Annotated in this window: 19 protein-coding genes; 16 read left to right on the top strand and 3 right to left on the bottom strand. The window is 58.4% G+C overall.

What is annotated here, in order from left to right:
- Window positions 1-7 precede the first annotated feature (7 nt).
- Window positions 8-2734, bottom strand: coding sequence for an HTH-type transcriptional regulator MalT (malT, locus tag ACYX4K_RS00465; protein ID WP_475090758.1), 2727 nt, complete (start codon window positions 2732-2734; stop codon window positions 8-10).
- A 386-nt stretch (window positions 2735-3120) separates the two neighbouring features.
- Between malT and ACYX4K_RS00470 the strand changes: the two genes are divergently transcribed.
- The 14 genes from ACYX4K_RS00470 to ACYX4K_RS00535 all read left to right on the top strand — a co-directional run bounded on the left by ACYX4K_RS00470 (window position 3121) and on the right by ACYX4K_RS00535 (window position 19858).
- Window positions 3121-4311 carry a lytic polysaccharide monooxygenase gene (locus ACYX4K_RS00470; RefSeq protein WP_475090757.1) on the top strand — a complete coding sequence of 397 codons (1191 nt, stop codon included), beginning with the start codon at window positions 3121-3123 and terminating at the stop codon, window positions 4309-4311.
- Between the two features lie 352 nt (window positions 4312-4663).
- The gene (locus ACYX4K_RS00475) at window positions 4664-7693 is read left to right on the top strand and encodes a TonB-dependent receptor (RefSeq protein ID WP_475090755.1); all 3030 of its coding nucleotides are present in this window, start codon (window positions 4664-4666) and stop codon (window positions 7691-7693) included.
- A 134-nt stretch (window positions 7694-7827) separates the two neighbouring features.
- Complete coding sequence (locus ACYX4K_RS00480) at window positions 7828-8541, top strand: SapC family protein (protein ID WP_475090754.1); 714 nt, start codon at window positions 7828-7830, stop codon at window positions 8539-8541.
- 54 nt (window positions 8542-8595) lie between these two features.
- Window positions 8596-9621 (top strand): cupin-like domain-containing protein, encoded by a 1026-nt coding sequence (locus ACYX4K_RS00485; protein ID WP_475090753.1) that lies wholly within the window; start codon window positions 8596-8598, stop codon window positions 9619-9621.
- Between the two features lie 21 nt (window positions 9622-9642).
- On the top strand, window positions 9643-11154 hold the full coding sequence (locus ACYX4K_RS00490) for a tryptophan halogenase family protein (RefSeq protein WP_475090752.1): 1512 nt from the start codon (window positions 9643-9645) through the stop codon (window positions 11152-11154).
- Window positions 11155-11594: 440 nt separating this feature from the next.
- The gene (locus ACYX4K_RS00495; protein ID WP_475090751.1) at window positions 11595-12485 is read left to right on the top strand and encodes a hypothetical protein; all 891 of its coding nucleotides are present in this window, start codon (window positions 11595-11597) and stop codon (window positions 12483-12485) included.
- Window positions 12486-12759: 274 nt separating this feature from the next.
- Complete coding sequence (locus tag ACYX4K_RS00500; protein WP_475090750.1) at window positions 12760-13410, top strand: MBL fold metallo-hydrolase; 651 nt, start codon at window positions 12760-12762, stop codon at window positions 13408-13410.
- 223 nt (window positions 13411-13633) lie between these two features.
- On the top strand, window positions 13634-14215 hold the full coding sequence (locus ACYX4K_RS00505; RefSeq protein ID WP_475090749.1) for a DUF2799 domain-containing protein: 582 nt from the start codon (window positions 13634-13636) through the stop codon (window positions 14213-14215).
- A gap of 46 nt (window positions 14216-14261) precedes the next feature.
- A complete protein-coding gene (locus tag ACYX4K_RS00510) occupies window positions 14262-14693 on the top strand; it encodes a hotdog fold thioesterase (protein ID WP_475090748.1) in 432 nt (143 codons plus the stop codon).
- A gap of 24 nt (window positions 14694-14717) precedes the next feature.
- Complete coding sequence (locus ACYX4K_RS00515; protein WP_475090746.1) at window positions 14718-15422, top strand: M48 family metallopeptidase; 705 nt, start codon at window positions 14718-14720, stop codon at window positions 15420-15422.
- Window positions 15423-15871: 449 nt separating this feature from the next.
- Window positions 15872-16240 (top strand): DUF2750 domain-containing protein, encoded by a 369-nt coding sequence (locus ACYX4K_RS00520; protein ID WP_475090745.1) that lies wholly within the window; start codon window positions 15872-15874, stop codon window positions 16238-16240.
- Window positions 16241-16363: 123 nt separating this feature from the next.
- Window positions 16364-16762 carry a VOC family protein gene (locus ACYX4K_RS00525; protein WP_475090743.1) on the top strand — a complete coding sequence of 133 codons (399 nt, stop codon included), beginning with the start codon at window positions 16364-16366 and terminating at the stop codon, window positions 16760-16762.
- 28 nt (window positions 16763-16790) lie between these two features.
- A complete protein-coding gene (locus tag ACYX4K_RS00530) occupies window positions 16791-17723 on the top strand; it encodes an SDR family oxidoreductase (RefSeq protein WP_475090742.1) in 933 nt (310 codons plus the stop codon).
- 134 nt (window positions 17724-17857) lie between these two features.
- Complete coding sequence (locus ACYX4K_RS00535; protein WP_475090741.1) at window positions 17858-19858, top strand: SLC13 family permease; 2001 nt, start codon at window positions 17858-17860, stop codon at window positions 19856-19858.
- 56 nt (window positions 19859-19914) lie between these two features.
- Here the strand turns inward: ACYX4K_RS00535 and ACYX4K_RS00540 are convergent, their stop codons facing one another.
- The gene (locus ACYX4K_RS00540; RefSeq protein ID WP_475090739.1) at window positions 19915-20361 is read right to left on the bottom strand and encodes a CBS domain-containing protein; all 447 of its coding nucleotides are present in this window, start codon (window positions 20359-20361) and stop codon (window positions 19915-19917) included.
- A 642-nt stretch (window positions 20362-21003) separates the two neighbouring features.
- Between ACYX4K_RS00540 and ACYX4K_RS00545 the strand changes: the two genes are divergently transcribed.
- Together ACYX4K_RS00545 and ACYX4K_RS00550 are read left to right on the top strand one after the other, a co-directional pair.
- Entirely contained in the window at window positions 21004-21480 is a 477-nt protein-coding gene (locus ACYX4K_RS00545; protein WP_475090738.1) for a hypothetical protein, read from the top strand.
- Between the two features lie 259 nt (window positions 21481-21739).
- Window positions 21740-23776, top strand: a complete 2037-nt coding sequence (locus ACYX4K_RS00550) for a hypothetical protein (protein ID WP_475090737.1) — start codon at window positions 21740-21742, stop codon at window positions 23774-23776.
- Window positions 23777-23794: 18 nt separating this feature from the next.
- Here ACYX4K_RS00550 and ACYX4K_RS00555 read toward each other — a convergent pair whose 3' ends face one another.
- Entirely contained in the window at window positions 23795-25909 is a 2115-nt protein-coding gene (locus tag ACYX4K_RS00555) for a TonB-dependent receptor (protein WP_475090735.1), read from the bottom strand.
- Window positions 25910-25989: the final 80 nt, after the last annotated feature.

Genomic DNA, 25989 nt, shown 5'->3' on the forward strand with positions numbered 1-25989 from the left:
CCTCGCTTCAGGGCTTGTCCTGCACCGAGCGCAACAGTTGCTCGGCCAGGGCGATGGCCTGCTGGCGGTCTTTCACATCCAGCTTCTGATACAGGCTGCGGATATGCGTCTTGATAGTGCTGGGGGCGACCTTGAAGTGCCGCGCGATGCGCTCGTTGGAGAGGCCTGAGTGAATGGCATTCAGCACCTGCCACTCCCGGGGGGTGAGGGGGGAGTGGCGGAGGAAATCGGGCACCGCGTCGCTGGCGAGGATTTCCCGCACGATGGTCTCGTCCAGCTCGATGCGGATACCGCCGCCCAGTTCCGGCTGTTGCTGGGCGAGTTTGATCAGCTGCTGGGCCTTTTCCTGCAGGTTCTCGCTGAGTGCCTGTTCGCCGGCTTCCTCGAGCGCCGCTTTCAAAATCACGATCATCGGCTTGCCGATTTGCAGGAAGCTTGCGGTCAGGTCGCTGTCCAGCATGATGGTAAGTGCGGCGCGGATATGTGCCAGGGCCTGTTCGCGGCGCTCGCGCAGCCACGCCAGATGCGCCGCAAGGACGCGGTTGCGCAACTGGTCGGTGATCAGGCCGCACTCCTCTGCCACCTGTTGCAGGCGGCCCAGCAGCCGGTTGGCGTCGGACCAGCGGTGCAGGGCTATGAGTGCGCGCACGTGGTTGCGGCCGTGGCACTGTTCAAAGTGATTGCTGGGGCGATCTGCCACCGGCTCTGCCTGCTCCTGCCAGATAGCAATTGCCTCGGTATTTTCCAGGGCCTGCCACACCCGCATGCGCGCTGCGCCCGCGTTGGCTACCCAGTCGCGGTGATACTGTTCACCGGCGAGCAGGTGTTCGACCCGCTCCATCCACTCCAGACACTCGTCCTTGTCGCCGCGCGCCAGTGCCACCTTCAGTAGCAACGTGTATTCCGGCAGCAGCCAGCGCTCGCCCACCTTGCGGTTGATCTGCATTCCGCGGCGGGCAGAGTCGGCTGCGCCGTCCAGGTCGCCGGCTTCCCATTGCAACTGGCCCTTGAGGCGGTAGATAAACTCGGAGATCGGCAGGCCCACCAAGTGGTGCTCTTCCACCAGGCGTTGCGCGCGGGCCTGCAGCGCGGCGGCTTTTTTCAACAGGCCGTTGGCAAAGGCGATTTCGGTCTGCTGGCACAGGGCCCAGGCGGCATTGGGGATATCCTGGCGGGCGATGGTGGCCTTTTCCACGGCTTCCATATGGTGCATGGCCTGATCCAGTTCACCCAGGCAGAAGCTGGTTTCGCCGATCACCAGCTGCGCGGATATTCGCTCGTTCAGCTGATCTGCGGGGAGAAGTTCGAGGGCTTCCTGGGCGTATTCCTTGGCCTTGAGGATCTGCCCGCGGGACACGGAAACCTGCGCGCGCATCGCGGCGAAAGCACCTTCATACGCCTGCCACTGTTTGGGGTCTTCGCGCTGCAGCCAGCTCTCGGCCGCCGCCAGCAGTTTGTTGCAGCGCTCGTAGTCGAAACTGTCGCGGGCAAGCCGCGCCGCCAGCAGGGTAAAGCCCGCATGGCGTTTGATCTGATCTTCACCCAGCCAGGTGAGGCTGTCGTTGAGTACCCGGAACTGCCCCTCGCGCAGGAACTGCTCGCCCTGCTCGTCGATCAGCCGGTGTACCCGCTCGCGATCCTCGGCCTTGAGCGCGTGACGCAGGGCTTCCAGAGGCTGGTTGAGCTCCTGCCAGGTGTCGCTGGCGGTCTGGTGGAGCTGGGTGAGTTCGTCGCCGTCGGACAGTTGCCGTTGCAGGAAGCGCGCGAACACCGGGTGGAAGCGGAACCACTGGCGACTGGAATCTTGTGCCTGCAGGAATAGCCCGCGACTGGCAGCGGTTTCCAGTTGCTGCTGGCCGCCGCTCTGGCCACTCAGGCGCTCCGCCAGCAGGCCGTTGACCCGGGTGAGAATGGAGGTGCGCGCCAGTAACTGGCGCAGTTCCGGTTCCAGTCGTTCCAGCACTTCCTCGGCGAGGTAATCGAGAATATGTCCGTGACCCTGCTCCAGTTCGCCCAGGTAGCGGTCTACCTCCTCCTGGTTGCGCACCGACAGGGCAAACATCTGAATCGCCGGCGGCCAGCCCTCGGACAGCTGGTGCAGTTGCGCAACGCGGTCACTGCCAAGGGCGAATGGCAGGCGGCGGGCGAGCAGCTGGGTGGTCTCGTCGGTGGTCAGTGCCAGGTCTTCCGGGCCCAGCTCCAGCAGTCGCCCCTGCAGGCGCAGGGCGCCGAGCCCCAGTGGTGGCTGGCTGCGGCTGGTAATGACCACGCCGATACCGGCGGGGGCGTGGCGCAGCAGGAAGCGGGTGGCGTCGTGCACTGCCGGGTTGTCTATCTGGTGGTAGTCATCGAGAACAATACGCAGCTCACTGGGGAGCTGGCGCAGCTCCGACAGCATCTGGCTGATCACCAGGGAGGGGTCGAGGTTGTGTTGTGCGGCGAGAATTTTGCTGGTCTCCGGCACGCCGTTGCCGGTGGCGCGGTGCACGCTTTCCACCAGGTAGCGGCAGAACTGGCCGGGTTCGTTGTCGCCACCGTCGAGGGAGTACCAGGCCACCGGGTTGTCCTGCTCCGCGGCCCAGGAGGTGACCAGGGTAGTTTTACCGTATCCGGCGGGGGCGGTAACCAGTAACAGCTGGTCACTCTGGCTCTGTTCCAGAAGGGACTGTAACCGGGGCCTCTGCAGGGTGTGTTCCGGGCAGTCGGGGAGGCTGTACTTGGAGGCTAGGAGCATGGCAATAACCGATTAGCAGGGCTTGAGCCGGGATTCCTATCGACCAGAAGCACTTAAGAACCCCGGAGACGCAATTGTACAGTTTTAGTGTGCCAGTCTCGTAGCTGTTTAGCCTCCTCCTCTCAAGGGGGGGAGGAGAACCCCAAACACGATTCGCCACTCTACTGGCCCCGGGGTTAGGGGGCTCTGAACTCTTGGAGGGCGTGTTTTTACGGTTGCCATGACAAACTGCGCATTATCTGGACTTGCGCCTTTTTTGCCCTTGAAGCTTGATGTTATCCACACTGTGGCATTTTGTCGCAGGGTGCCGGGGGCGCTCGGTTGTCCCTGCCCGTCCCTTCTCTGGTAGCAAATCAATACAACGCTGACTCAAGAGGATACGGAAAATGAAAATTCGCAGTTCGAAACCACAGAGGTGGCTAAAGTGGGCTGGTGCGTTGAGTGCCTCACTATTTGCCAGCGCGGCATTCAGCCACGGGCTGATGGTTGAGCCCCCGTCGCGAAACGCCCACTGTGGCTTGAATGAAAAACCGGATCAGGCCACCACACCGGCCTGCGTGGAGGCCGCACAGTTGGACTCCAACGGTATGTACCAGTTTATGAGCGTGCTGACCCATACCATTGGTCGTTCCGGTGGCGACTCCACCAATGTGTGTGGCTATGACAGCGAAACCTGGAACGGTGGGCCCTCACCGTGGGATCACCAGCTGGATTGGCCCACCAGTTCAATGAGTGCCGGCCCCCAGACCTTCTCCTGGAATATCAGCTGGGGTCCGCACTGGGACGATACCGAAGAGTTCAAGTACTGGATTACCCGTGAAGATTTTGTCTATCAGGTCGGCAGCACGCTCACCTGGGATGCATTCGAAGACGAGCCTTTCTGTGTACTGAATTACGACGATACAGATCCCGATGGCAACCCGGCAGTGGTGGCCGAAAAAGCCAGCAACCTGTTCCACACCACCTGTGAGGTACCTGAGCGGGAAGGGCGCCATATCATTTACGGTGAGTGGGGGCGGAATTACTTCACATACGAGCGTTTCCACGGTTGTGTCGATGTCGCGTTTGACGGCAGTGGCTCCGGCGGTGGTTCTTCTTCCAGCAGTGGTGGCTCGTCATCTTCCAGCAGCTCATCTTCCGGTGGCACGTCCTCCGGTGGAAGCTCCTCCTCTTCTTCCTCAGGCGGTAGCAGCTCCAGCTCTGGCGGCAGCTCAAGCTCAAGTTCCGGCGGTAGCTCCAGTTCCAGCTCGAGCTCTGGAGGCAACGCGGGCAGCGGCGTTCAGTGTGAATATGTGGTTTCGAATGACTGGGGTAGTGGCTTTACCGCAGAAGTACGCCTGACCAATATCGGCGACCAACCGGTAACCGGCTGGGAAGTGGAGTGGGAGTACGCGGATGATACGGTGCTCACCAATACCTGGAATGCCATCGTCAATGGCATGGGGCCGTTTACCGCCAGTAACCTGAGCTGGAACGAAACCATCGGTGCCGGCCAGACCGTCACTTTCGGCGTGCAGGGTGAAAAATCCGAAGGCGTTGCCGAGGTGCCCGAGATTACCGGTGCCATCTGTAACTGATCCCAATCAGCGCACGGTGTAAACAGGAAAGCCAGCGGGTAACCGCTGGCTTTTTTTGTGGGCGCTGGCTGCGCCAGTTGCAGTTGCGTGCGCCTGGCAGCGGCCGGATGTCAATTTTAAGCGCGGGTAGGGGGGACTATTAATTCTCGTGAATCGTCCTCTTGGGTAGATAGGGCTGCATTCCCCGCACAATTGCGTGGGGAGAAGACGCTCGGGGTGCCCCTATCCTGCCCTTACCCCGCAGCGCGGACGACTGTCGAAAATCAAACAATAACCAAAGATCGTCGCCAGCCTCTTTCTTCAAACGGATCGAGAGAGCCCATGGCGGCACATTGCGAAGAGGGAAACCCAAATGTTCGAACGCAAGAAATTGTCCGGTGCAGTAGTGGCGGCGATTGCCTCCATGGCCTGTGCGCCTCAGCTGTTTGCCCAGGAAAACACCACCCTGGAAGAGGTCACCGTTACCGGCATTCGCGCCTCCATGGAGCGTGCCATGGATATCAAGCGCGATTCCGCCGGCGTTGTTGATGCCATTTCCGCCGAAGACATCGGCAAATTCCCCGATACCAACCTGGCAGAGTCCCTGCAGCGGATTACCGGTGTGTCCATCAACCGCGTCAATGGTGAGGGTTCGGAGATTACCGTGCGCGGCTTTGGCCCCAGTTTTAACCTGGTGACTCTGAATGGTCGCCAGATGCCCACCTCCAATGTGTCCATGGTGGGTGGTGATCAATCAGTAGAAGAAAACAGTAATGCCGGTACCGGGCGTTCTTTCGACTTTTCGAACCTGGCGTCCGAAGGTGTTGCAGGGCTGGAAGTGTACAAAACCGGCCGCGCGTCTTCCCCTACCGGTGGGATTGGTGCCACTGTGAACATCAATACTGTTCGCCCATTGGAAAATCCCGGTATTCAGGCATCTCTGGGGGTGAAGGGGATGCACGACACCGGGGTGAACTTTGAGGGTGAGGACATTACCCCGGAAACTTCCGGACTGTTCAGTTGGACCAATGAAGAAGAAACTTTCGGGGTGGCACTGTTTGGCTCTTATCAGGAGCGCAATGGTGGCACCCGCAGTTCCACAGTAAACGATTGGGACATCCGCACCGGTGCTACCATCAACGATGGCTCCAGTGAATTTGTCGGCAACGACACGATTATCAATAATGCCCCGGACGACGATCAGCTGGTGGCTATTCCCAAGGACAGCCGCTACCACGTCTCCACAAACGAACGTCAGCGCACCAATGCCCAGCTCACCATGCAGTTCCGCCCGCGGGAAGATCTCACCCTGACTGCGGACGCCATGTACGCAAACAACGAGCAGACCGAGCAGCGCGTGGACCAGGGCAACTGGTTTAATGCCATTCGCAGTGAGATGACCTTTGACGGCAACTCCACCGTGTCGACCCCCATTTATCAATATCAGGACGTGCCGGGCGATGTAAAAGACCTGGGACTCGAGCAGCAATTGCGTTCAACCGAAAACACTCTCGAGTCCTTTGGCTTCAACGCCGATTGGGATGCCACGGATACACTGAGTTTCAGTTTTGACGCTCACACCTCACAGTCCAAGTCGAACCCTAATGGGCCCATGGGCACAAGCTCTATTCGCTTTGGCATTGGCGCCTTTGTAGTAGATGGCCACACCCTGGATGTAAGTAGCGGCTTCCCGGTTTCCGACATTGTTTTCAATGACGATCACTACAACGGTAATGGCCAGCTGGATGCCAATGAACTGGCATCTTCCGTTGTGCGAACCACCACCGCCAGCCAGGAGCACCAGATTGATCAGTTCGCAATTGACGGCAGCTGGGAGCTGGAGAACGGCCGCATCGATTTTGGCCTGAGCAGTATTGCGTCGGATATGACTCAGCAAAATATGCGCACAACTCAAACATTGGGTGGCTGGGGTAACCGCACTCCAGACGTCCCCGCCGATCTGGTGGAAGCCTTCTGCATGACCTGTATGTTTGAAGACTTTAATACCGGCAGTGATGGCCTCACCGTGTACCGCGGAAATGCCGGCGAACTTTACTCTGCAATGGTTGAGCCGTGGACGGCTGACAATATTGACACTCAGTTGTTCAATACGGTTGAGGAAGATATTCAGTCCGCATACTTCCAGCTTACTCTGGATGGCGAGCTGGGCAGTTTCCCAACACAGTTGGTCGTCGGTACCCGCTTTGAACAGACCGATACCACATCCACCTCGCTAGTGTATGTGCCCTCTGGGATGCATTGGAAGGCGGACAATGACTTCGAACGCAAACTTTCGGATGAAGTACTTCCTGTAAGCCTGGACGGCAAGTACAACAATCTGTTGCCAAGTCTCGATTTCTCCATCGATCTGCGCGAAGACCTCAAAGGACGTGTGTCTTACAGCAAGACCATCGCTCGCCCCGACTATGCGGCATTGTTCTCATCTGTGTCAGCGGAAAAGCCCTCCGGGCCCACTGCTTTAGGGGTGGTACCAGTCGGTTCCCGCGGCAACCCGGAACTGCAGCCTTTGGAGTCGGATAATTTTGATCTGTCGGTTGAATGGTACTACGGAGACAGCAGTTATGTTTCTGCAGGGTTCTATGAGAAACGTGTGGCTAACTTTATCGGTGATGGTAAGTTCCGTGAGTCGCTGTTTGACCTGCGTGACCCAAGCTCCGGCGCGCCGGGTACTCGCTCCGGTGACGCCCTGGACGCCCTGGAAGACCTGGGAGTAGACGCCAGCGAGGCGCACCTCTTCACCATGACTGCACTGATCGATAATTTCAGTATTGCCGATGCGAAGTCCATGTTTGAAGCGGAGCTGGTGGATGGCAACCTACCGCAGGGTTATGTGGATCAAATTCTGACCGACTACGATGTGGTCGCGAATGCTGACGACCCGTTCTTCGAATTTGATGTGACCTCCAAGGTCAACAACCGCGAAGCGAAGATCCATGGCTTTGAGCTGGCGGCGCAACACTTTTTCGGGGAAAGCGGATTTGGCCTGCAGGCCAACCTGACCACTGTACGTGGGGACGTTGGCTTCAATAATGGCGCCGACCCGACCGCGACGCAGTTCGCGCTACTCGGTCTCAGTGACAGTGCCAACCTGGCGTTTATCTACGAGAACTTCGGTGTGTCGGCGCGACTGGCCTACAACTGGCGCGATGAGTTCCTGTCGCAGGTTAACCGCGGTGCCTCCAACAACCCGGTCTACGTGGACGAATTCGGTCAGCTGGATATGAATATCAGCTACGAGGTCACCGATAACCTGACTGTACTGTTTGAGGGCCTGAACCTGACGGAGGAAAGTCTGACTCACTTCGGTCGCGACAAGAGTAATGTCTGGTTTGCTCAGGAACTTGATGCGCGCTATCTGATCGGTGCGCAGTACAAATTCTGATGGTATCCATGTCGGACCTGTTCGACATTGGTATCAGCAGAAATGACGAGTGTTTAACCGGGGGACCGCTGCATTTGCAGTGGTCCCTTTCTGCGTTGTAAAAAAGACAAAATAAAAACAATAAGGTGAGAGAGATGACCCAATCTGTACTACTGGATAACGTCAAGCATCACGATCTCAAGGTTCGCACCGATTACGCAGCGGAATTGGGGGATGGCGTCAATCAGGTTCTGGTTTTTCCTTCGGAGTACCAGCACCTACAGCGTGAATACCCAATCCTGTTTTTTCGCGATAACGAGAGTGGCGAGTACCAGTCGGTGGCGCTGTTGGGGCTGGACCGCGACGAAAATCTGTACCTGGATAACACGGGCTGGCAGGCGGATTATGTACCGGCGGTACGCGCGCGGGGGCCCTTTCTGATCGGTCTGCAAAGCGGCGGCGAACCGATGATTCACGTGGATATGAGCAGCCCACGGATTAGCCGGCAGCAGGGAGAGCCGGTGTTTTTGCCCCATGGCGGGAACACGCCTTACCTGGAACGGATCAGTGGGATTCTGCAGCTGATTCATCGAGGTGCGTCGGAAAACCGGCACATGTTTGAGGCGTTCGCCGCCTGTGATTTGATCGCGCCGGTGAAGCTCGAGCTCAAACTCAGTGAGAGCGAGCAGTACACCATCGAGCACTTCAGCACAATCAACGAGGAGCGCCTCGCCGCATTGAACCCATCCGAACTGGCGTCGTTACACCGCGCCGGTTTTCTGAAGTACGCATTTCTTGTGGTCGCTTCGCTCAATAATATCTCCCGCCTGATAGAGAAGAAAAAGCGGGTATTGGCGCGCGCAGCATAGCGCGCCGGTACTAACGCAATCTGATTCGGGTTTGGGCCGGGGAGCTAAATAGCGATGTTTGAAAAACGCGTAAACGATATTGAGGGGGCGTCCCTCGATGTACTGCCGCTGGATGCACTGGTTGAGGGGGATGCGCCGGTTGTGATCCGCGGTTTTGCCCGGCACTGGCCGCTGGTCGCAGAGGGGCTGGAGTCGCCTCAGGCAGCCATGGATTATCTGCTGCAGTTTTACAATGGTTCACCACTGGTCGCCTACATCGGCCCGCCGGAGATTGAAGGGAAATTCGGCTACAACGATTCGCTGACAGGTCTCAACTTTTCCGCACAGCGGGTTGTGCTGAACGATTTTCTGCAGCAGGTCGAAAAGACGCTTTCCCAGGAGGGAGCGCCCTCTCTGTATATCGGTTCCACAACCATCGATGCCTGTCTGCCGGGTTTTCGGAAAACCAACGACTTGCTTCCGCAGTGTGAAGCGCTCACACACTTTTCTCCACTTGCGAGCATCTGGGTCGGCAATCGCACCGTAGCGCGTGCGCATTTCGATACCTCGTTGAATATCGCCTGTTCTCTGGTGGGAGAACGGCGTTTTACTCTGTTTCCGCCGGAGCAGGTTGCCAATCTTTACCCCGGGCCACTGGAACCGACCCCGGGTGGGCAGGTGGTGAGTATGGTGGATTTCCAGAGCCCCGACTTTGCCCGGCATCCGAATTTTCGTGCAGCAATGGAGAGCGCGCTGATCGCGGATCTGTCACCGGGAGATGTGCTGTTTTATCCCGCTTTGTGGTGGCATCAGGTGGAGGCAAGGGCCAACTTCAACGTGATGGTGAACTACTGGTGGAACCAGACTCCTGCGTTTATGGATACGCCCATGAACACCCTGCTGCATGGCATGCTCAGCCTGCGGGACAGACCCGAAGCAGAAAAGCAGGCGTGGAGAGCACTGTTCGATTACTACCTGTTCGGTGATGCCGAAGTCCCGCGCGCCCATCTGCCGCAAGCGGCGCAAGGGCCGCTGGCGGCATTGGACAATATGACCGCGCGGCGTCTGCGCGCAAAACTGCTGCAGAAACTCAATCGCTGAACAGCGAAATGGGGAAAACCTATGCAAAACAACCGCTTTAAAAAAGTCGTCATCGCCGGAGGTGGCACCGCCGGCTGGCTGGCCGCCGCGGCGCTCTCCAGACAGCTGGGTGCACTGGTGGATATCGAACTGGTGGAGTCCGATGCGATCGGCACCGTCGGCGTAGGGGAGTCGACGATTCCGACCATCTGCTCGTTCCACGCGCTGCTGGGAATCGATGAAGCAGAGTTTATGCGCGAAACCCAGGCCACCTTCAAACTGGGCATCGAGTTTGAAAACTGGGGGCGCGAGAGCGATCGTTACGTGCACGGATTCGGGCAGCTGGGTAAAGCCAACTGGATGGGTGAATTCCACCAATTCTGGTTGCACGCGCAAAGCCTTGGGTTTGGTGGTGATATTGGAGAATACTGTCTGGAAACCCAGGCGCTCAACGCGCGGAAATTCGCGACCTCAAACAAGCCGGTTCTCAATTACGCCTACCATCTCGACGCTACCCGCTACGCCCGGTATCTGCGCGGACGCTGTGAAGCGCGCGACGGAGAGCGAGGGGTAAAGCGTACGGAAGGCAAGATTCGGCAAGTGACCACCAACAGTGAAAGCGGTTATATAGAGTCTCTTGTGCTGGAGAGTGGTGCTGTGGTGCAGGGGGATCTGTTTATTGATTGCACCGGGTTTCGCGCCTTGCTACTGGGGGATACTCTGCAATGTGGTTTCGAGGACTGGAACCACTGGCTGCCCACCGACAGCGCTTTTGCGGTGCAGTCGGAACTGGTGGGCGAGGCGCGGCCCAATACCCGGGCCATCGCGCGCAGTGCCGGCTGGCGCTGGCAGATTCCCCTGCAGTCGCGCATGGGCAACGGTATGGTGTTCTGCAGTGATTATCAGTCGGACGATGCGGCACGCGCGCAGTTCCTGGCGGAGATCGAGGGCGCCCCTCTATTTGACCCGCGTCTGATTCGCTATCGCGCCGGGCGCCGCCGCAACGCCTGGGAAAAGAACTGTATCGCCCTCGGCCTGTCCAGTGGTTTTGTGGAACCACTGGAGAGTACCAGTATCCACCTGATCATGATCGGTATTACCCGTTTGATGCAGCTGTTCCCCTTCGATGGGGTCACCCCCGGCCTGCGCAATCGCTTCAACGCGCTGTCCCGGGACGAACTGGAAAAGGTGCGGGATTTTGTCGTGTTGCACTACAAGGCCACCGAGCGGGAAGACACTGAATTCTGGCGCTACTGCAGGCACATGCCGGTACCCGACTCCCTGGCGGAGCGTATTGCGCTCTTTTGTGAGAGCGCGCAGGTGCATCGCACTGCGGATGAGCTGTTCCGCCCCGACAGCTGGGTGCAGGTGATGCTCGGTCAGCACCTGCGACCGCAGGCCTACCACCCCATGGGCCGCCTGATGACCGAGGCGCAATTGCGCCAGGCGCTGCAGAGCCTGCGAGGGAATATCCGCACCGCGGTAGATCGACTGCCCGGCCACCAGCAGTTCATCAACCAGTATTGCCGTGCCGCCGCGCCCGAGACGGTGTAGGTAGCCACGGCCGCGCCGCAAAAGAAAAAGCCGGCGCAAGGCCGGCTTCAAGCAGAGATACGATGAGAGAGTTTGATCACCACGCGTTCAATCAATAGTGATCTAGGGGAACTGGTTACTTTGACGGGGCTGTGGCGCTCGAGTTCCTCGCGGCGCGAAAAAAACTGAATTTTTTTGTGCCTTTTTCCGACTTTGACCCGCTGGTGGCGCAAAAAGCATCTTTTGTGGCGCAATTCTTCCCATCGTCACCATCCAGTGTTACTTTTCCTGTGATTTCTTAATCGTTGTGGTACTTGTGTCACAGTTCGTTACAGGACGAACGCCACAGAATCCACAGAAAGCCGATGCGCGGGCAAACCCCGGCGAGGTATTCGCATCCAAGATAAGCCTAAAAATAACACTCAGTAGAACATCGAGTTCAACACGTCGGGGAGCGAACAATGGCCGATCTGGTAATCCTCGCGGCGCCGGGCATGGGTGCCGTGCACGAAGACTTTGCGGAGCCCCTGTTCCAGGCCCTCAAATCCGCCCTGGGGGACGACTGGTCCCGCATCCATACCGAATCCATTCTCTGTCAGGGGCACCTGCAGCCCAACCTCGAGCGCGTATTCGACGCCATGCAAAAGCGCGACATGGACTACCTGCGGGCGCGCAAGTTCATGCTCTACGGCCTCTCCGAAGCCGCCGCCCAGCTCAGTGACATCCATCAGCGCGGTGGTAACTACGACAAAACCCAGCAGGCCATCTACCAGACCTTCGAACGCGCCGCCAAAGCCACCAGTGACAACGCCCCGGTCATCCTGCTCAGCCACTCCATCGGCTGCAGCATCCTCTCCAACTACCTGTGGGACGCCCAGCGCCCCACCATCAGCCACGGCATCTGGCGCGATGGCGGCCCCAAAGGCGTCCACAAAGCCTCCGCCAAAGACCTTTTCCTGCGCGGCAAAACCCTCACCCACTGGTACACCCTCGGCGCCAGCAACCCCCTCTGGACCGCCGCCATGGCCCGCGACCAGATTCAGGCCGTCACCTCAGACACCCGCGGTTACAACTTCCGCTGGAAGAACTTCTACCACCCCGACGACCTCTTCGGCTGGCCCCTCAAGCCCCTGAGCCCCTCCTATAACCAGGCCGTGTACCGGGACTACGAGACCCGCCCCCTGGCCGACTGGACCGCCGCCAGCTGGGGCCCGCAGCTGGTCTCCCACGATGGCTACTGGCAGAGTGAGCTGGTGCAGAAGAGTCTGATTGAGGATGTGAGAGAGGTTTTGAAGAAATCCTCTGCGCGCAGGCCGAGTCCTATGCAACGGGCGACGGCGGCGGCAATCTGATCGAAGTCATGCAGTAGATGCGAAGGCCCCGATACCGGGCAACGGCTTGTGAGACCTTCTGCGAGAGGGACCTCGCAGAAGAGCCCCCATGGATGGGTTATCGGGGGGGCGCCTAGCTCGTGTCTCACAAGCCGTTGCCCGGTAGCGGGGGCGCCCCTGACCTGGATTTGTAGGGATTATCGCCACCTAACGAGCTACGAAGTACCCGGGACCACCTTAGCCGGATAAGTCCACCAGCGTTATACTCGGCACCGAAGACAAACTAGGTACTCCCATGGCTCTGCAATTTCACTCGGTTCCCGTCACGCCCTTCCAGCAAAACTGCACCCTGCTGTGGTGCGACCAGAGCAAGCGCGCGGCCGTCGTAGACCCGGGTGGCGATGTCGACAACATCCTCGCCGCCGTGAAAGAACGCGGCCTGAAACTGGAGAAGGTCCTCCTCACCCACGGCCACCTCGACCACGTCGGCGGCACCAAACCCCTGTCCCGGGACCTCCAGATCCCCGTCGAAGGCCCCCAGCAGGCAGACCAGTTCTGGATCGAACAGATCGCCACCCAGGCCCAGATGTTCGGCTTCCCCCCGGTGGAAACCTTCACCCCCGACCGCTGGCTCAACGATGGCGACACAGTCACCATCGCCGACGAAGTGCTCGAAGTGGTGCACTGCCCCGGCCACACCCCCGGCCACGTCATCTTCTTTCACCGGGACAGCAACCTGGCCCTGGTGGGCGACGTCCTGTTTGCCGGCTCCATCGGCCGCACCGACTTCCCCATGAGCAATCATCAGGACCTTCTCGACTCCATCACCAAAAAACTCTGGCCCCTCGGCGACGCAGTAAAATTCATCCCCGGCCACGGCCCCATGTCCACCTTCGGCCAGGAACGCCAGACCAACCCGTTTGTTGCCGACAAACGTTTCGGTTGATTCAGTATGCATTCACCCTCGGGAGTGCTAAATGAAGCTCTGAATACTTATGGTGGCAGCGCTGCCACCGAGTGCAAACTCGTGAGACACGAGCTAGGCGCCCCCCCGATAACCCATCCATGGGGGCTCTTCTAAAACGTCCCTGTTTTAGAAGGTCTCACGAGTTTGCACCCGGCGTCAGCGCTTTCGCATCGGCTCTAATGCTTTCGGTCACAGGTCGGTTATGAAATTCTGGAAATTACTCACCCTTGTCTCAATCCCCTCAGCCCTGTTACTCACCAGTGGCTGTGCAGTAATTTCCGAAAACGAATGCCAGGCCGGCCTCTGGTACGAGCGGGGTATCGAAGATGGCGCACGCGGCCGCAGCCAGGCCACGGTCTACCAGATCGCGCAGAAGTGTCACGAATACGGTGTGCGTACCGATACCGCCGCCTGGATGCGCGGTCATGAAGAGGGGGTTGAACAGTATTGCACCCCGGAAAATGGTTTTGTGGTCGGGCGCCGCGGACGCGACTATGAAGGCGTCTGCACCGGCCCCACCGCCGACCTGTTCCTCGCCAATTACGAGCGTGGCCTGGCGGTCTACCAGGCCGAGCAGCAGTACGCCGCGCTGGCCAACCGCTATGAAGATGCGGAGCGCGAGGTGTATCGGATAGAGCGCGCCATGGACGATGCGGAAAGCAAGGAAGAGCTGCGTGCATTGCGCAGCCAGCGGCGCGGCCTGCTGCGGGAAATGCGCTACCTGGAAGCTGAGATGATGCGCTTTGGCGGTTTTGGTGCTTTTAACCCTCTGCTGTTTTATTGATATTCGTCGGCAACGTTTGTCACGATGAATAGTAAAAGGTGATTTCATGGCGATCTGGCACAGCAACCCTACGGTCGACGAAGTAAACCAGAGCATGGGCGAGTGCATGCCCACGTACCTGGGGATGAAGATTACCGAGATCGGGGACGATTATATTGTCGGCACCATGCCTGTGGATGATCGCACCCGCCAGCCATTCGGTATCCTGCACGGCGGCGCCAGTGTGGCGCTGGCGGAGACTCTGGGCTCCATGGCCGCAAATATGGTGGTGGACACCAGCAAGTTTTACTGTGTGGGTCAGGAGATCAATGCCAACCACCTGCGCCCGGTACCGGATGGCACTGTGACGGCAAAAGCGAGCGCGGTTCACATTGGCCGCAGCAGCCAGGTGTGGGAAATCCGTATCCAAGATCCCCGCGATAAGCTCAATTGTATTTCCCGCATCACCATGGCGGTGGTGCCGGTACCTTCAACTTAAATCTGATGTGACTCTGTATTTGCCGTGACCGGGGATTTGTTTACCTTTGAGGAAATTTCCTACCGCCTTGCCCGCTCGCCGCGCCGCAAGCGGCTGGGGCTGGTGGTCACGGAAAAGGGCGCGGAAGTGCGGATTCCCCAGCGCTGTGCCGAGCGACACGGCCATCAGTTTCTGCGTGAAAATATCCACTGGGTGCGCGAGCAGTTGCGCGGCGTCGAGCAGCGCAAGGCGCAGGTCCCGGAGCATCATTTTGCGTTTGGTGCACGCTTCCCGTGGCTCGGCAAAACCCTCGAGCTGGACCGCGCCGCCTGCGCGGCGGATGCGGGCATTCGCGACGGTTATATCCAGCTTTACAGCCGTGTGCGCGAACCGGATGAGGCTCAGATTCAGGTTGCGCTACAGAAACTCTACCAGCGCGAAGCCCTGCAACTCCTCACTGACAAATCCCAATATTTCGCCGGTCTGCTGGGGCTTAAATTTTCTTCGGTAAAAGTCCGCCGCACCCGCAGCAAGTGGGGGCACTGCACCATTCGTGGAGAGCTGCAATATAACTGGCTGGTATGCCTGGCCCCCGAGCCTGTTGTGGATTACCTGGTGATTCACGAGGTCTGCCATCTTCAGCACCACAATCACAGTCGTGAATTCTGGGCGCTGGTCGCGAGTCTTTGTCCGGACTACAAACGGTTGCGGCGGTGGCTCAAGGAGAACGGCCACACTTTACAGCTGTAGTGGTGGGCCCGAGGTTTCGTGGTATCGGTGCTTCGGTTCTGGTTTAGTGGCGCCGGAGCACTGGGGAATAGTTTTTGGAACCGCTGTGAATACGTCCATGTACGCTGCGTCGCAAACGTCCCTGTTTGCGACGCTTCCAAAAACTATTCCCCAGCACTCCGGCTTATCCCGGGCTTTTTTACTTCGTAGTTTGTTGCGAAGTAATACGGTTCGAACTGAAGGAAAAGTGCCGGGTGCGGGTTTTCAGGAGCGTCGCAAACAGGATGTTTGCGCCGCAGCGCCCAGGGATGGGTTCACAGCGGTCCTGAAAACCCGCACCCGGTGCTTTGCCGCCACGGCAGGAATAACTGGGTACCACAAAGCCTGAACCAATACATCCCAGCGCAAGTTTCTACTTATCCCGTCCAATCTGGCGTAAACTCCCAACATCATTTTTAAGGCAAGCCGGTATGGAATTGGAACCTCTCGGAGACGACTTTGAGGAAAACTGCGCCCGCTTTCTGCCCGAGGCAGTAGAGCAGGGCTGTGTGTGGGCGCTGGAAGGGGAAGAAGGCTTCGCCCTGTGTGAATCGGAGCGTCGTGCCGATACTGACGTGATGCCCTTCTGGTCCCAGCGGGAGTTTGCCGAAGCGCATGCCGTCGACGACTGGGCCGGCTACCAGGTCGTCCCCGTCGACCTCGAAGAGTTTATGGACGACTGGCTCGAAGGCATGCACGAAGACGTACTACTGGTCGGCATCAACTGGAACGACGAAATGGAAGGGGAAGAAATCGAACCCCTCGACCTGCTTGAACAACTCGAGCAGGAGCTCGACTGAGGGCAATCTGCGTAACGCAGACGTTAAACAGAACCGTTTAAAAAACAAACAAGAATAAGTTGGCGACAAGTGCAGTGAGCTGCATCCAAGCGCCGGAAATAAATCTCCAACAGGAGGTCTGAGATGAGTCAGTTTTCAGGGGTACAGAGCGTCATTTACGGCGTCAGTAATCTGGAAGAAGCCAAAGCGTGGTATACCACCCTGCTGGAAGTGGAACCCTATTTTGAAGCCGAATGCTATGTCGGCTTCAACGTCGGCGGCTTCGAGTTGGGGCTGGATCCCAGCGCGCGCAACGTGATCAGCCGTGCCGATGGCGTCGTCGCCTACTGGGGTGTTGCGGATATTGCCGCCCAGGTAGACCGGATGAACGGCCTCGGTGCGCGCCAGCACGGCGAGATTGTCGATGTGGGGGAGGGCATATTGATGGCCAGTTTCCTCGATCCGTTCGGCAATGTATTTGGACTCATCCAGAATCCGCACTTTAAACTGATGCCTACACCGACGCAGGAACCGTCCGACTGAGACCGAGCGCAGTATTGGAGCAGTAAACGTGAGCAAGCCCCCCGCCAACCGATTCCGCCCCTCCGACCAGGGCTTCGCCGCTGAAAGCCTGGCCCAGATCGGCCGTGGCTATGTGGTACCGGACCGGGTGGCGCTGATCACCGGCTGCTCCAGTGGCATTGGCCGCGAACTGGCGCTTGCCCTGCACGCCCGCGGCACCATCGTCATCGCGACCGCACGCCGTGCGGAAAGCCTGCAGGAACTGGCAGACCTCGGCATTGCCACCGAGTCCCTGGATGTGAATAACCAGGCCGATATCAATCGCGTGGTGCACGCCATCAAAACCGCGTATGGCCGCCTCGATATTCTGGTGAACAACGCCGGTTACGGCCAGATGGGTCCGCTGCTGGAGCTGGATACCCGCACCCTCGAAGCCCAGTTCCGCACCAACGTCTTCGCCCCCATGGCCCTGGCCCGGGCCTGTGCGCCACTGCTCAAATCCCGTCGCCATGGCGTCATCTGCAATATTGGCTCCGTCTCCGGCGTTCTGCCCACCCCGTTTTCCGGGGCTTACTGCGCTTCCAAGTCCGCACTTCACACCCTGTCCGATGTGCTGCGCCTTGAGCTGAAGCCGTTTGGCATCCGTGTCGTCACCGTGCAGCCGGGGGCCATCGCCTCCGAGTTTGGACGTCATGCGGAAACCTCCCTGCGTGGGCTGTTGGCTCCGGACTCTTGGTACAAGCGCAGCGAAGATCACGTGCGCGCCCGCGCCGTGGAGTCCCAGCAAAATGCCACCCTCGCCCGCGACCTGGCCAAGTCCCTTGCCGCCGAGCTGTTGCGTAAGCGTCCCGCCAGCCTACTCAGAATCGGCAACAAAAGCCGGCTGCTGCCGTGGATCGCCCGCTGGCTGCCGCGCTGGCTGCGGGACCGGATGTTGTCCAAGCGGTTTGGGCTCAAGCGGTTGCAGCTCTCCAATCAATAAATTCGCGTTGCACATCGTCGCATTCAGTCGGAATCGAATGCCCTGACGCCGCCACCTCACCGCAAATCCACTATGTTTGTGCATAGCCCAATGATTTTCCTCGGGCCGAATTACCGCTGGAATTTTTTCCCACTATGGCTCTCGACCAGATAACAATTCTCGCCATCCTGGCCGTTACGATCGTTCTGTTTATCTGGGGCCCCTGGCGCCATGATATGGTGGCCCTGGCGTCCCTGCTGGCCTGTGTGTTCACCGGGCTGATCGAGCCGGAAGAAGCGTTTACCGGGTTCGGTCACCCTGCCGTGGTCACTGTGGCCTGCGTGCTGATTCTGAGCCGCGGACTGCAAAATACCGGGGCCATGGATGCGCTGGCCCAGAAAGTTGTCCCCAAAAGAGGGGGGATCACCCTCGCCATCGCCGCACTCTCTGCCCTGGGAGCGGCCATGTCCGGATTTATGAACAATGTCGGCGCCATGGCGCTGCTAATGCCCGTCGCCACCGATCTTGCCGACCGCTACGAACTGCCCCCTGGCAAGGTGCTGATGCCCCTTTCTTTCGGCACCATTCTGGGAGGGATGACTACCCTGATTGGCACGCCCCCCAACCTGATTGTCTCAAGTTTTCGCGCCAGCAGTGGCGCCGGCAGTTACGGCATGTTCGACTTCACCCCGGTGGGCGTGGTGGTGGCGCTGGTGGGCGTTGTATTCGTATCGCTGATTGGCTGGCGACTGGTGCCGGCACGCAATCAGGCGGGAGCGGGCACCTTCGATACGGGTACTTACCTCACGGAAGCCCTGGTGGGGGAGAAGAGTCCCTCCATTGGCAAGTCGCTGGCGGAGCTGGTCAAAATGATTGGCGACGAGGACGCCCAGGTTATCGGGTTGGTGTACAACAATGCCCGAGTATCCACCGCAATGCCGGGACTGCGCGTGCGGGCCGGGGATATTCTGGTGATCGAAGCGGAGCCGGAATCGCTGTCATCGGTTTTGTCGAGTCTCGGGTTGACGCTGGCGGCGGATCCACAAAATGAAGACGATACCGCGGTGGATAGCGCGGCGCCGGTACCGGAAGCGGAGGAGCCTGTGGAAGACCGGGGTGATCGCCCTCCGCTGGCCGAACAAAATATGGCGTCTGGGGCTCGTGAAATAGTCGAGATTGATGACCTAGAGATCCCGCCGGAGCTTGCCGCGGATTCCGGCGCTGGCAATGGGTCGGACACGAGTGGCAAGGAGAAGGGCGCCAAAAAAGAGGGGGATGAAAAACGGGGCCGGGAAAAGGCTGATCTTACCCTGCGCGAACTGGTGGTGCTGCCGGACTCTTATCTGATCGGTCGCACTGCGGAAAACCTGCGGCTGGCGGGCCGGTACGAGATCAATTTGCTGGCGCTGTCTCGCCAGGGGCGCCGTTCGGTAAAGCGTCTGAGCTCAACGGCGCTTAAAGGGGGGGATGCCCTGCTGATGATGGGCACCGAGGAGAACCTATCCAACTTTGCCAAAGAGCAACGCTGTGTGCCGCTTGCACAGCGGGATATTACGATTCCCAATAAAGAGAAGGCCTATGTGGCGCTGATCGGGATGGGGTTGGCGGTGGCGGGAGCGGCGTTTGGCTTGCTGCCCGCAGCAATTTCGTTTGCTACCTGTGTGCTGGCGTTTATGGCGTTGAAAGTGGTGCCGCTGCGCAATATGTATGAAGCGGTGGATGGCTCGGTGATTGTGTTGCTGGGGGCATTGATCTCGGTGGCCGCGGTGATGGATTCCACGGGGGCGGCGGATGTGGTGGCGAAGTTGATGCTGGACAATCTGGCGCAGGGGAATCCTGTATACGCACTGGTGCTGATTCTGGTGGTGACGATGACGCTGTCGGACTTTATGAACAATGCGGCGACGGCGGCGGTGATGTGCGCGATCGCGTTGAGTGCGGCGGCGCAGCTGGATGTGAATCCGGACAGTTTCCTGATGGCGGTGGCGATTGGTGCGTCCTGTGCGTTTCTGACGCCGGTTGGCCACCAGAACAATACCTTGATTCTGGGCCCGGGCGGTTTCAAGTTCGGCGACTACTGGCCCATGGGCTTGCCCATGGAAATTCTGGTGGTCGCCGTCTCGGTACCTATGTTGTTGTGGGTCTGGCCCTTGTGAACTTCGGCTTACCTATTGTGGCGTTACCGCTACCGGTAACTTCCCTCTAACCTTTATCACGCCACATCATCATCCGGTGACTGTACCAGAGCCGCCAGATACTCCCCGCAAAACCGCAGCGCATCCGTCACCGTAACAATCCCCGCCAGCTCGCCTTCCTTCATAACCAGTACCGAGCCAATACCGGTTTCCGCCATGGCCAGCAGGATCTTGTCGAGTGGGTCGTGGATGTCGGTGATATAGGGGCGGCGGGCGCAGAGGTCGCGGACGTAGAGTTGCTGTTCTTCCAGGCGGTGGCCGGGTGAGCGGGCGCGCTCGATGTCGCTGCGTGAAATGACAGTTTCCAGGTCGCCGTCCTTGGTGACGGGGAGATGGTGGACGCTGTGTTCTTGCATCAGGGCCTCGGCGGCTTCGATGGGGGCGTCGATGTCGATATGGTAGGGGAATGGCGTCATCAGCGCGGCTAAGGTGGGCATATGGTGAATGTCGCGGATTTTGTTCATAGGCCTTTTTTCACTCCCTTTCTGGATACCGCTCGCCGATATCGGCGCCCTCTGCACAAGGATAGATCAGTGGTTTGGCGGCGTTTGGATATGAAGTTTCGTTTGCCGGCCTTTCGAATAAGCGTTGGCTATTTATAGACAACACAGTATTATGCGCAGCCTTGGCGTATGGGCATTTTTGCCCGGCAAGAGATCAATCTCCAGATATGTACTTGAAATACCAAATTCTGGTATTACATTGTTGATGTCTGCGCATACGATTTATAAATACTATTTGCCTGATTTCTTTTTCGAATAGTCCGCTTGATGACTCCGAGTGCCCGTAGTCCGGGTGTTCGGCCGGGTTCGGTAGAAATGGCCATATGTGGTTTTTACGTGGCCGGCAGATGTTATAGATATATCGCAGCTACCCGCTGAATACGCCTGATTGCCACGGCAGATATACAGCAGTTGCCGTATTTGGGTGAAGAAATGTAAATACATTTGCAAACCCGCTGAAGATAAGTACCAAGCCAGGAGATATACCAGCTCCCGGTTAATTTCTCATTTGGCTTATATTACTCGGCTTGCGGCCGTGTATTTAGGCAAATTGACACTCTATCAAACCACTAAACCGCAATATATATCGAGGCTCACGTATATATGTTCCAAGATTACGATCAAATCGAACAACAAATTGCCGAACACCAGGCCAAAATTGAAGAGCTGCAGGAGCAGATGGCGAAGGCCGAGCGCAAGAAGCAGGGCGTTATTGCCTTTGACAAGGCGCTGGTCAACCTGGCTGCTGAGTACGAAATGGAAGAAGATGAATTCTTCCCCGCCCGCGGCGAGATGATTGTGGATTGGCTGGTGGGCCAATTGAACAATGACGATGCGCCGGACTTCGTGCGCTCCCTGAAGGCCCGTGTCGCCCGCCACCTCAAGCGTGAAGGCGAGACTCCGCGCCGTGCAACCCGCAAGGCGGCCAGCAGCAAGCCAGCAGAACCGAAGCTGGAAACCGGGCATTACCGCAACCCCTACACCAATGCCACCATTGAGAAGAAAAAGCGCAATCCCAAGCAGCTGAATCAGTGGGTCGAGGAACACGGCCTGGAAAAGGTGCAGTCCTGGAAGATCTGATTTCCCTGCAGCCAGGCGATTGATAAAACCCCCGGTGGTCCCAGCTGCCGGGGGTTTTTTGTTTCTCCGTCAGACTGGTTTCTCCAGGGATTGGCGGAGCCATCTTTCCGGCGGGTGCGAAACCTTCAATTATCGGGCAATTGGGCGTCAATTGGCGGATTCCCGCGCATACCTGCCTTCACCGCCCGTGGATATCAACAATACTTTTTTGAGGTGCACGTATTGTTTGCCCGACTAGTTGTTGAATGAGGAGTACCCTGTGCCCAAAAGGCTCGCGTTACCGGGTGTCGATTCCCTGCGCTTCCCGCTACTCACCGGGGTCTATCTGGTCCTGTGTCTGAGCCTGGCGGGCTGCGACTTCAGCAGTGATTCCGGCAGTATCGCGCCCAACGCAAGCTCCTCAAGCAGTAGTTCCGGCGGTACCCGCAGCGCCAGCAGTTCAGGCGGCACCGGTGCAGAGATGACCGGTGTATTTCTGGGTGGGCATATTCAGGGGCTCTACTATCAAACCCCCAGCTTCTCCGGGCTCACCGATGCTGACGGCAACTACCGCTATCTCGATGGCGAAGAGATCCGCTTTTCGCTGGGTGGTATTGAACTTGGCACTGCGCTGGGTGCGCCGGAACTGAATCCGTTCCACCTGGCGGGCGGCGAGCCGTTGACCGACGAGGCCGACCTGCGCGCAACCCTCGGAGATCACCAGCGGGTAGCTGCGCTGGATGTCGCCACCAACATGATGCGCCTGTTTATGCTCCTCGACCGGGATCTCGACCCAAGCAACGGCATCGACCTGAGTGACTGGGACACGGACTTGCAGGACTACCGCCTGGATCTCGCCTATGACCTGTACGCATTTCCCTATCGCCGCGGTCTGGATTCGCTCCCGGCAATAAAGAGCAACTTCGATATTTACTACCAGTTGCCGCTGGACGCACCGCTGCTCTATCTCTATGACCTTCTCGGCATTCTGGTGCCCACACTTGTTCCGGTGGAAGAGAATCGGGATGTGCAGGATAACGGCACGATTGAGCAGCGGCTGCGCTGGCTGTACACAGACATGGGGTTGCCGCGCGAAATCCGCTATACGTTGCTGCCGGACGAAACTGATCGCTGGCAGGAGCGCCTGGACTACCTCTACGACGATCTCGGGCGGACGGTTTTTGTGCGCCGGGAAACCGATACCAACGAGGATGGCAGCGTTAATTTTTTCTATACATCGGAGCGTTTTTATAACGACGAAAACTTCCTGGTCGAGGTGCTGGAGCAGGACGGTCGCCTGGTCGAAGAGGAGAGCCGACGGTACACCTTCGAATATGACAGTGGCAGCAATCTTGTTCTGTTCCTGTTCGAGCAGGATGCGAATTTTAATGGTGTGATCGATGCCATTTATGCGGTGGAAAGCCTGTACAACGATGACGGCCTGCTGCGCTGGCGCGAGGCGGAAACGGACCTGAACGCCAACGGTGTGGTGGAGCGGCGCCTGCGTTACGAATACCTGTATAACAACGATGGTTACCCGCTGGAAGTGGTGGAAACCGAAGACGACGGGGTATCGCTGCGCGCCGATGGGATTGTTGACCGGCGTCGGGAAATTACCTATCGCTATGGCAGTGGCGACCAGCTACTGCGTGAGGTTGTCCGACTGGACGATAATGGCGATGGCCAGGTGGACCGTATTAACACCTATGAATTTGCCTACCGATCCGATGGTCGCCCTTACCGCGAAGAGTGGATCTTTGATGTGGACGCGGATGGCAATCCAAATAGTCGTCGAACTTTCGAGTACCGCTATAACGCCGACGACCTGCTATTCCGTGTGGAAATGATTCTGGATAATGACGATGACGGCGTTGCGGAAGCCCGCGAGGTCACCGATCACCTGTACAACGATCGCGGTCAGCTGCGCGAAACCACCATCGAGACATTTAACGGTGGCGATGAACGCCAGGGGTTACTGACCACGGTACGCCTGTATGGCCGGCGGGGCGAGCTGGTGGACTGGTACCGGGAAGGTGGGGGCGTTACAGGAACGACCAATACACCAATTCGCCTCGGCTGGCGCTATCGGGAAATTGACGACGGACTGCGCTACCTGGTTCACCACTTCCGCTACCGGCAGCCCGCGTTTGTCGAGCAGGGGACCACCGATATCAATTTCCCCTGTGTGGATTACCGCTTCGCCGAAGGGGGGCCCCGCTGTGCCATCAGCTGGCCATTGCAGTGGAAACTGGAGTGGGAGGTTTTCTGGAAAGCGCCGGGTATCAATCAGGGTGCGCCGGTGGTAATCCGGCCCTGAGAAGCGGCCTGGACCGGCTTAGAACCGCAGCTGTAAATCCGCATACACACTGCGCGGCTCGCCAATAAAGTAGCGGTCGCCTCCACCGAGGCTGCTGTAATCCGCGCGCTCGGCATAATCCACATTCATCAGATTCTCGATGCGCAGCCCGACAGAGGTATGCGCACCGAGAGTCTGCCGTGCGCGCAGGTGCAGCAGCTGGTGTCCCCCGTAGCGGTGCGCGTTTTCGATATCGGTGTAATAGCCACCGGTGTACTGCCAGTGCAAACCTAGCTGTGAGGACTGCGCAGGTTGCCAGGAAAGGTTCACACTGTGCAGCGCGCGTGGGGCGGTGTCGATATCGTTGCCATCGGTTTCAATCACTCCGGCCCCCGGCTCGCTGACGTCATTGGTGTACCGATGACGGGCGAAGGTTCCTGCAGCGCCTACTTGCCAGTTATCCGCCAGCCGCCACAGCCACTCGTACTCGAGCCCGAAATGCCGGCTCTCCCCATCGCTCAAATTCAGCCGGTCAGACGACTGGAATACCACATCGGACTTTTCCATATAGAAGGCGGTCAGGGTATAGCGGAAACTGTCAGTGGTCTGCTTCAGAGCGATTTCCAGGCTGTCGATGGATTCTGAATCCAGATCTGCGAAAACCTGTCCGTTTTGCAGTCGGTACAGCTCGGTGGCCTGGGGCGCGCGGAAACCGTGGGCAATACGCAGTGTGCCGCTGGTTGTGTTACTGAATTGGTGAACCAGGCTGGCAGTCAGCGAGACGTTGGTGAAGTCATCCTGGCGGTCGTCCGGGCGGGAGTAGCGACAGCCGACAGCTCCGGTAAACCCGTTGATACAAAGGGCACCGCTTTCGGTCGTGTTGCCACTGATCATCCGATTGTCGTAGTCGTACCGCAGGTATTCGCCGCGGGCGCCGAGTATTCCCCTGGTTGCCTCGCCCAGAGGCTGTTCGGCCTGGGTGAATGCGGCAGCGACCAGAGCCGATACCGTGTAGTCGTAGTGCTTGCCCGCCGGGAACGACGAAAAGCCCCCCTCCTGATGCTGACGCAGCCAGCCCCCGGTATATTCAAGGTCCACACCACTGGTCCAATGCAATCCATTTTTATCACCGTGGTGCAGTGTGGTCTGCACGCCAAAACCATGTTGCCCATTTTCTTCCAGCGGCGTGCCGGGCAAAAAATGCATCAGGAATTCCATCTCCGTGTAGCGGGCATAGGGTGTGATCTGCAGTTCACTGCCATTTTTCAGAGTGCCTGCCAGTTGTACCTGCACCTGGGCGGACTGACTGTCGCGGAAGGCTTCAGGGTTCGGGTTTTCCCTCCTGCGGGACGCGTCTTCGTAGGCGTTTTTGCCGGAGACGTAGCCGGCAGTCTCCTGATTCAGATTATTCAGGTTAACCAGTGTACGCACCGACCAATCCTGCCAGCGGCTATCGTGGCGCAACTGCATCTTTTGCTGATCAAACCCGGAGTCGTCTTTGTAGCCACCATCTCGTGCGCCACTGAAGCCTATGCGCATTCCGCTTTCTGAATCGCCGCTACTGTGATCCAGCTTGACGCGCTGGTAGTTGTTCGCACCCGCCTCAATGACCGCGCTGGATTCCCGTCCATCCACCGGTGCCCCACTCAGCACGTTGATCACTCCATGCTGCGCATCGGAACCGTACAGTACCGTGCCGGGCCCGCGTAACACTTCTACGCGTTCGGCCTGTTCGAAATTGGTATCGAACAGCTGGTTGACGTTGCAGAAGCCGGTGCCGCGCACAGAAATTCCATCCTGGGCAATGGCAAAGGCACCACAACTTCCAGCGCCGGTAAGGACCGGAGAGCGCAACGCGATCAGGCTCTCCTGCCCATTGCCGCGGTTGATAAAGGCACCGGGCACAGCGGTCAGTACCTGACTCGGATGAACGGCGCTGATCGAGCGCAGGGTGTCCTGTTCTACCACCGCCAGGGATTCGGCTTGCTCGCTTTGTGGTCGCCATGTCCGCGAGGCGGTTACCGTCAGCTGCTCCAGTTGCTGTTGTGGTGATTGCGCTGTGTGGCCTGAGTCTTTGGTTCTCTCCTCTGCCCAGGTACCGCCAGCAGCTGCGAACAGGCCGGCGGTAATCAGTGATTTCTGGAACGCGTTCACGGCAGTTAGTTTCCTGTTTGTTTCATACGCGTTACTGGTAATACGTAAATCTTTGGCGCTAAAAAGGCAATTGTACGGGA

This window comes from Microbulbifer sp. ABF4_107 (assembly GCF_056312215.1).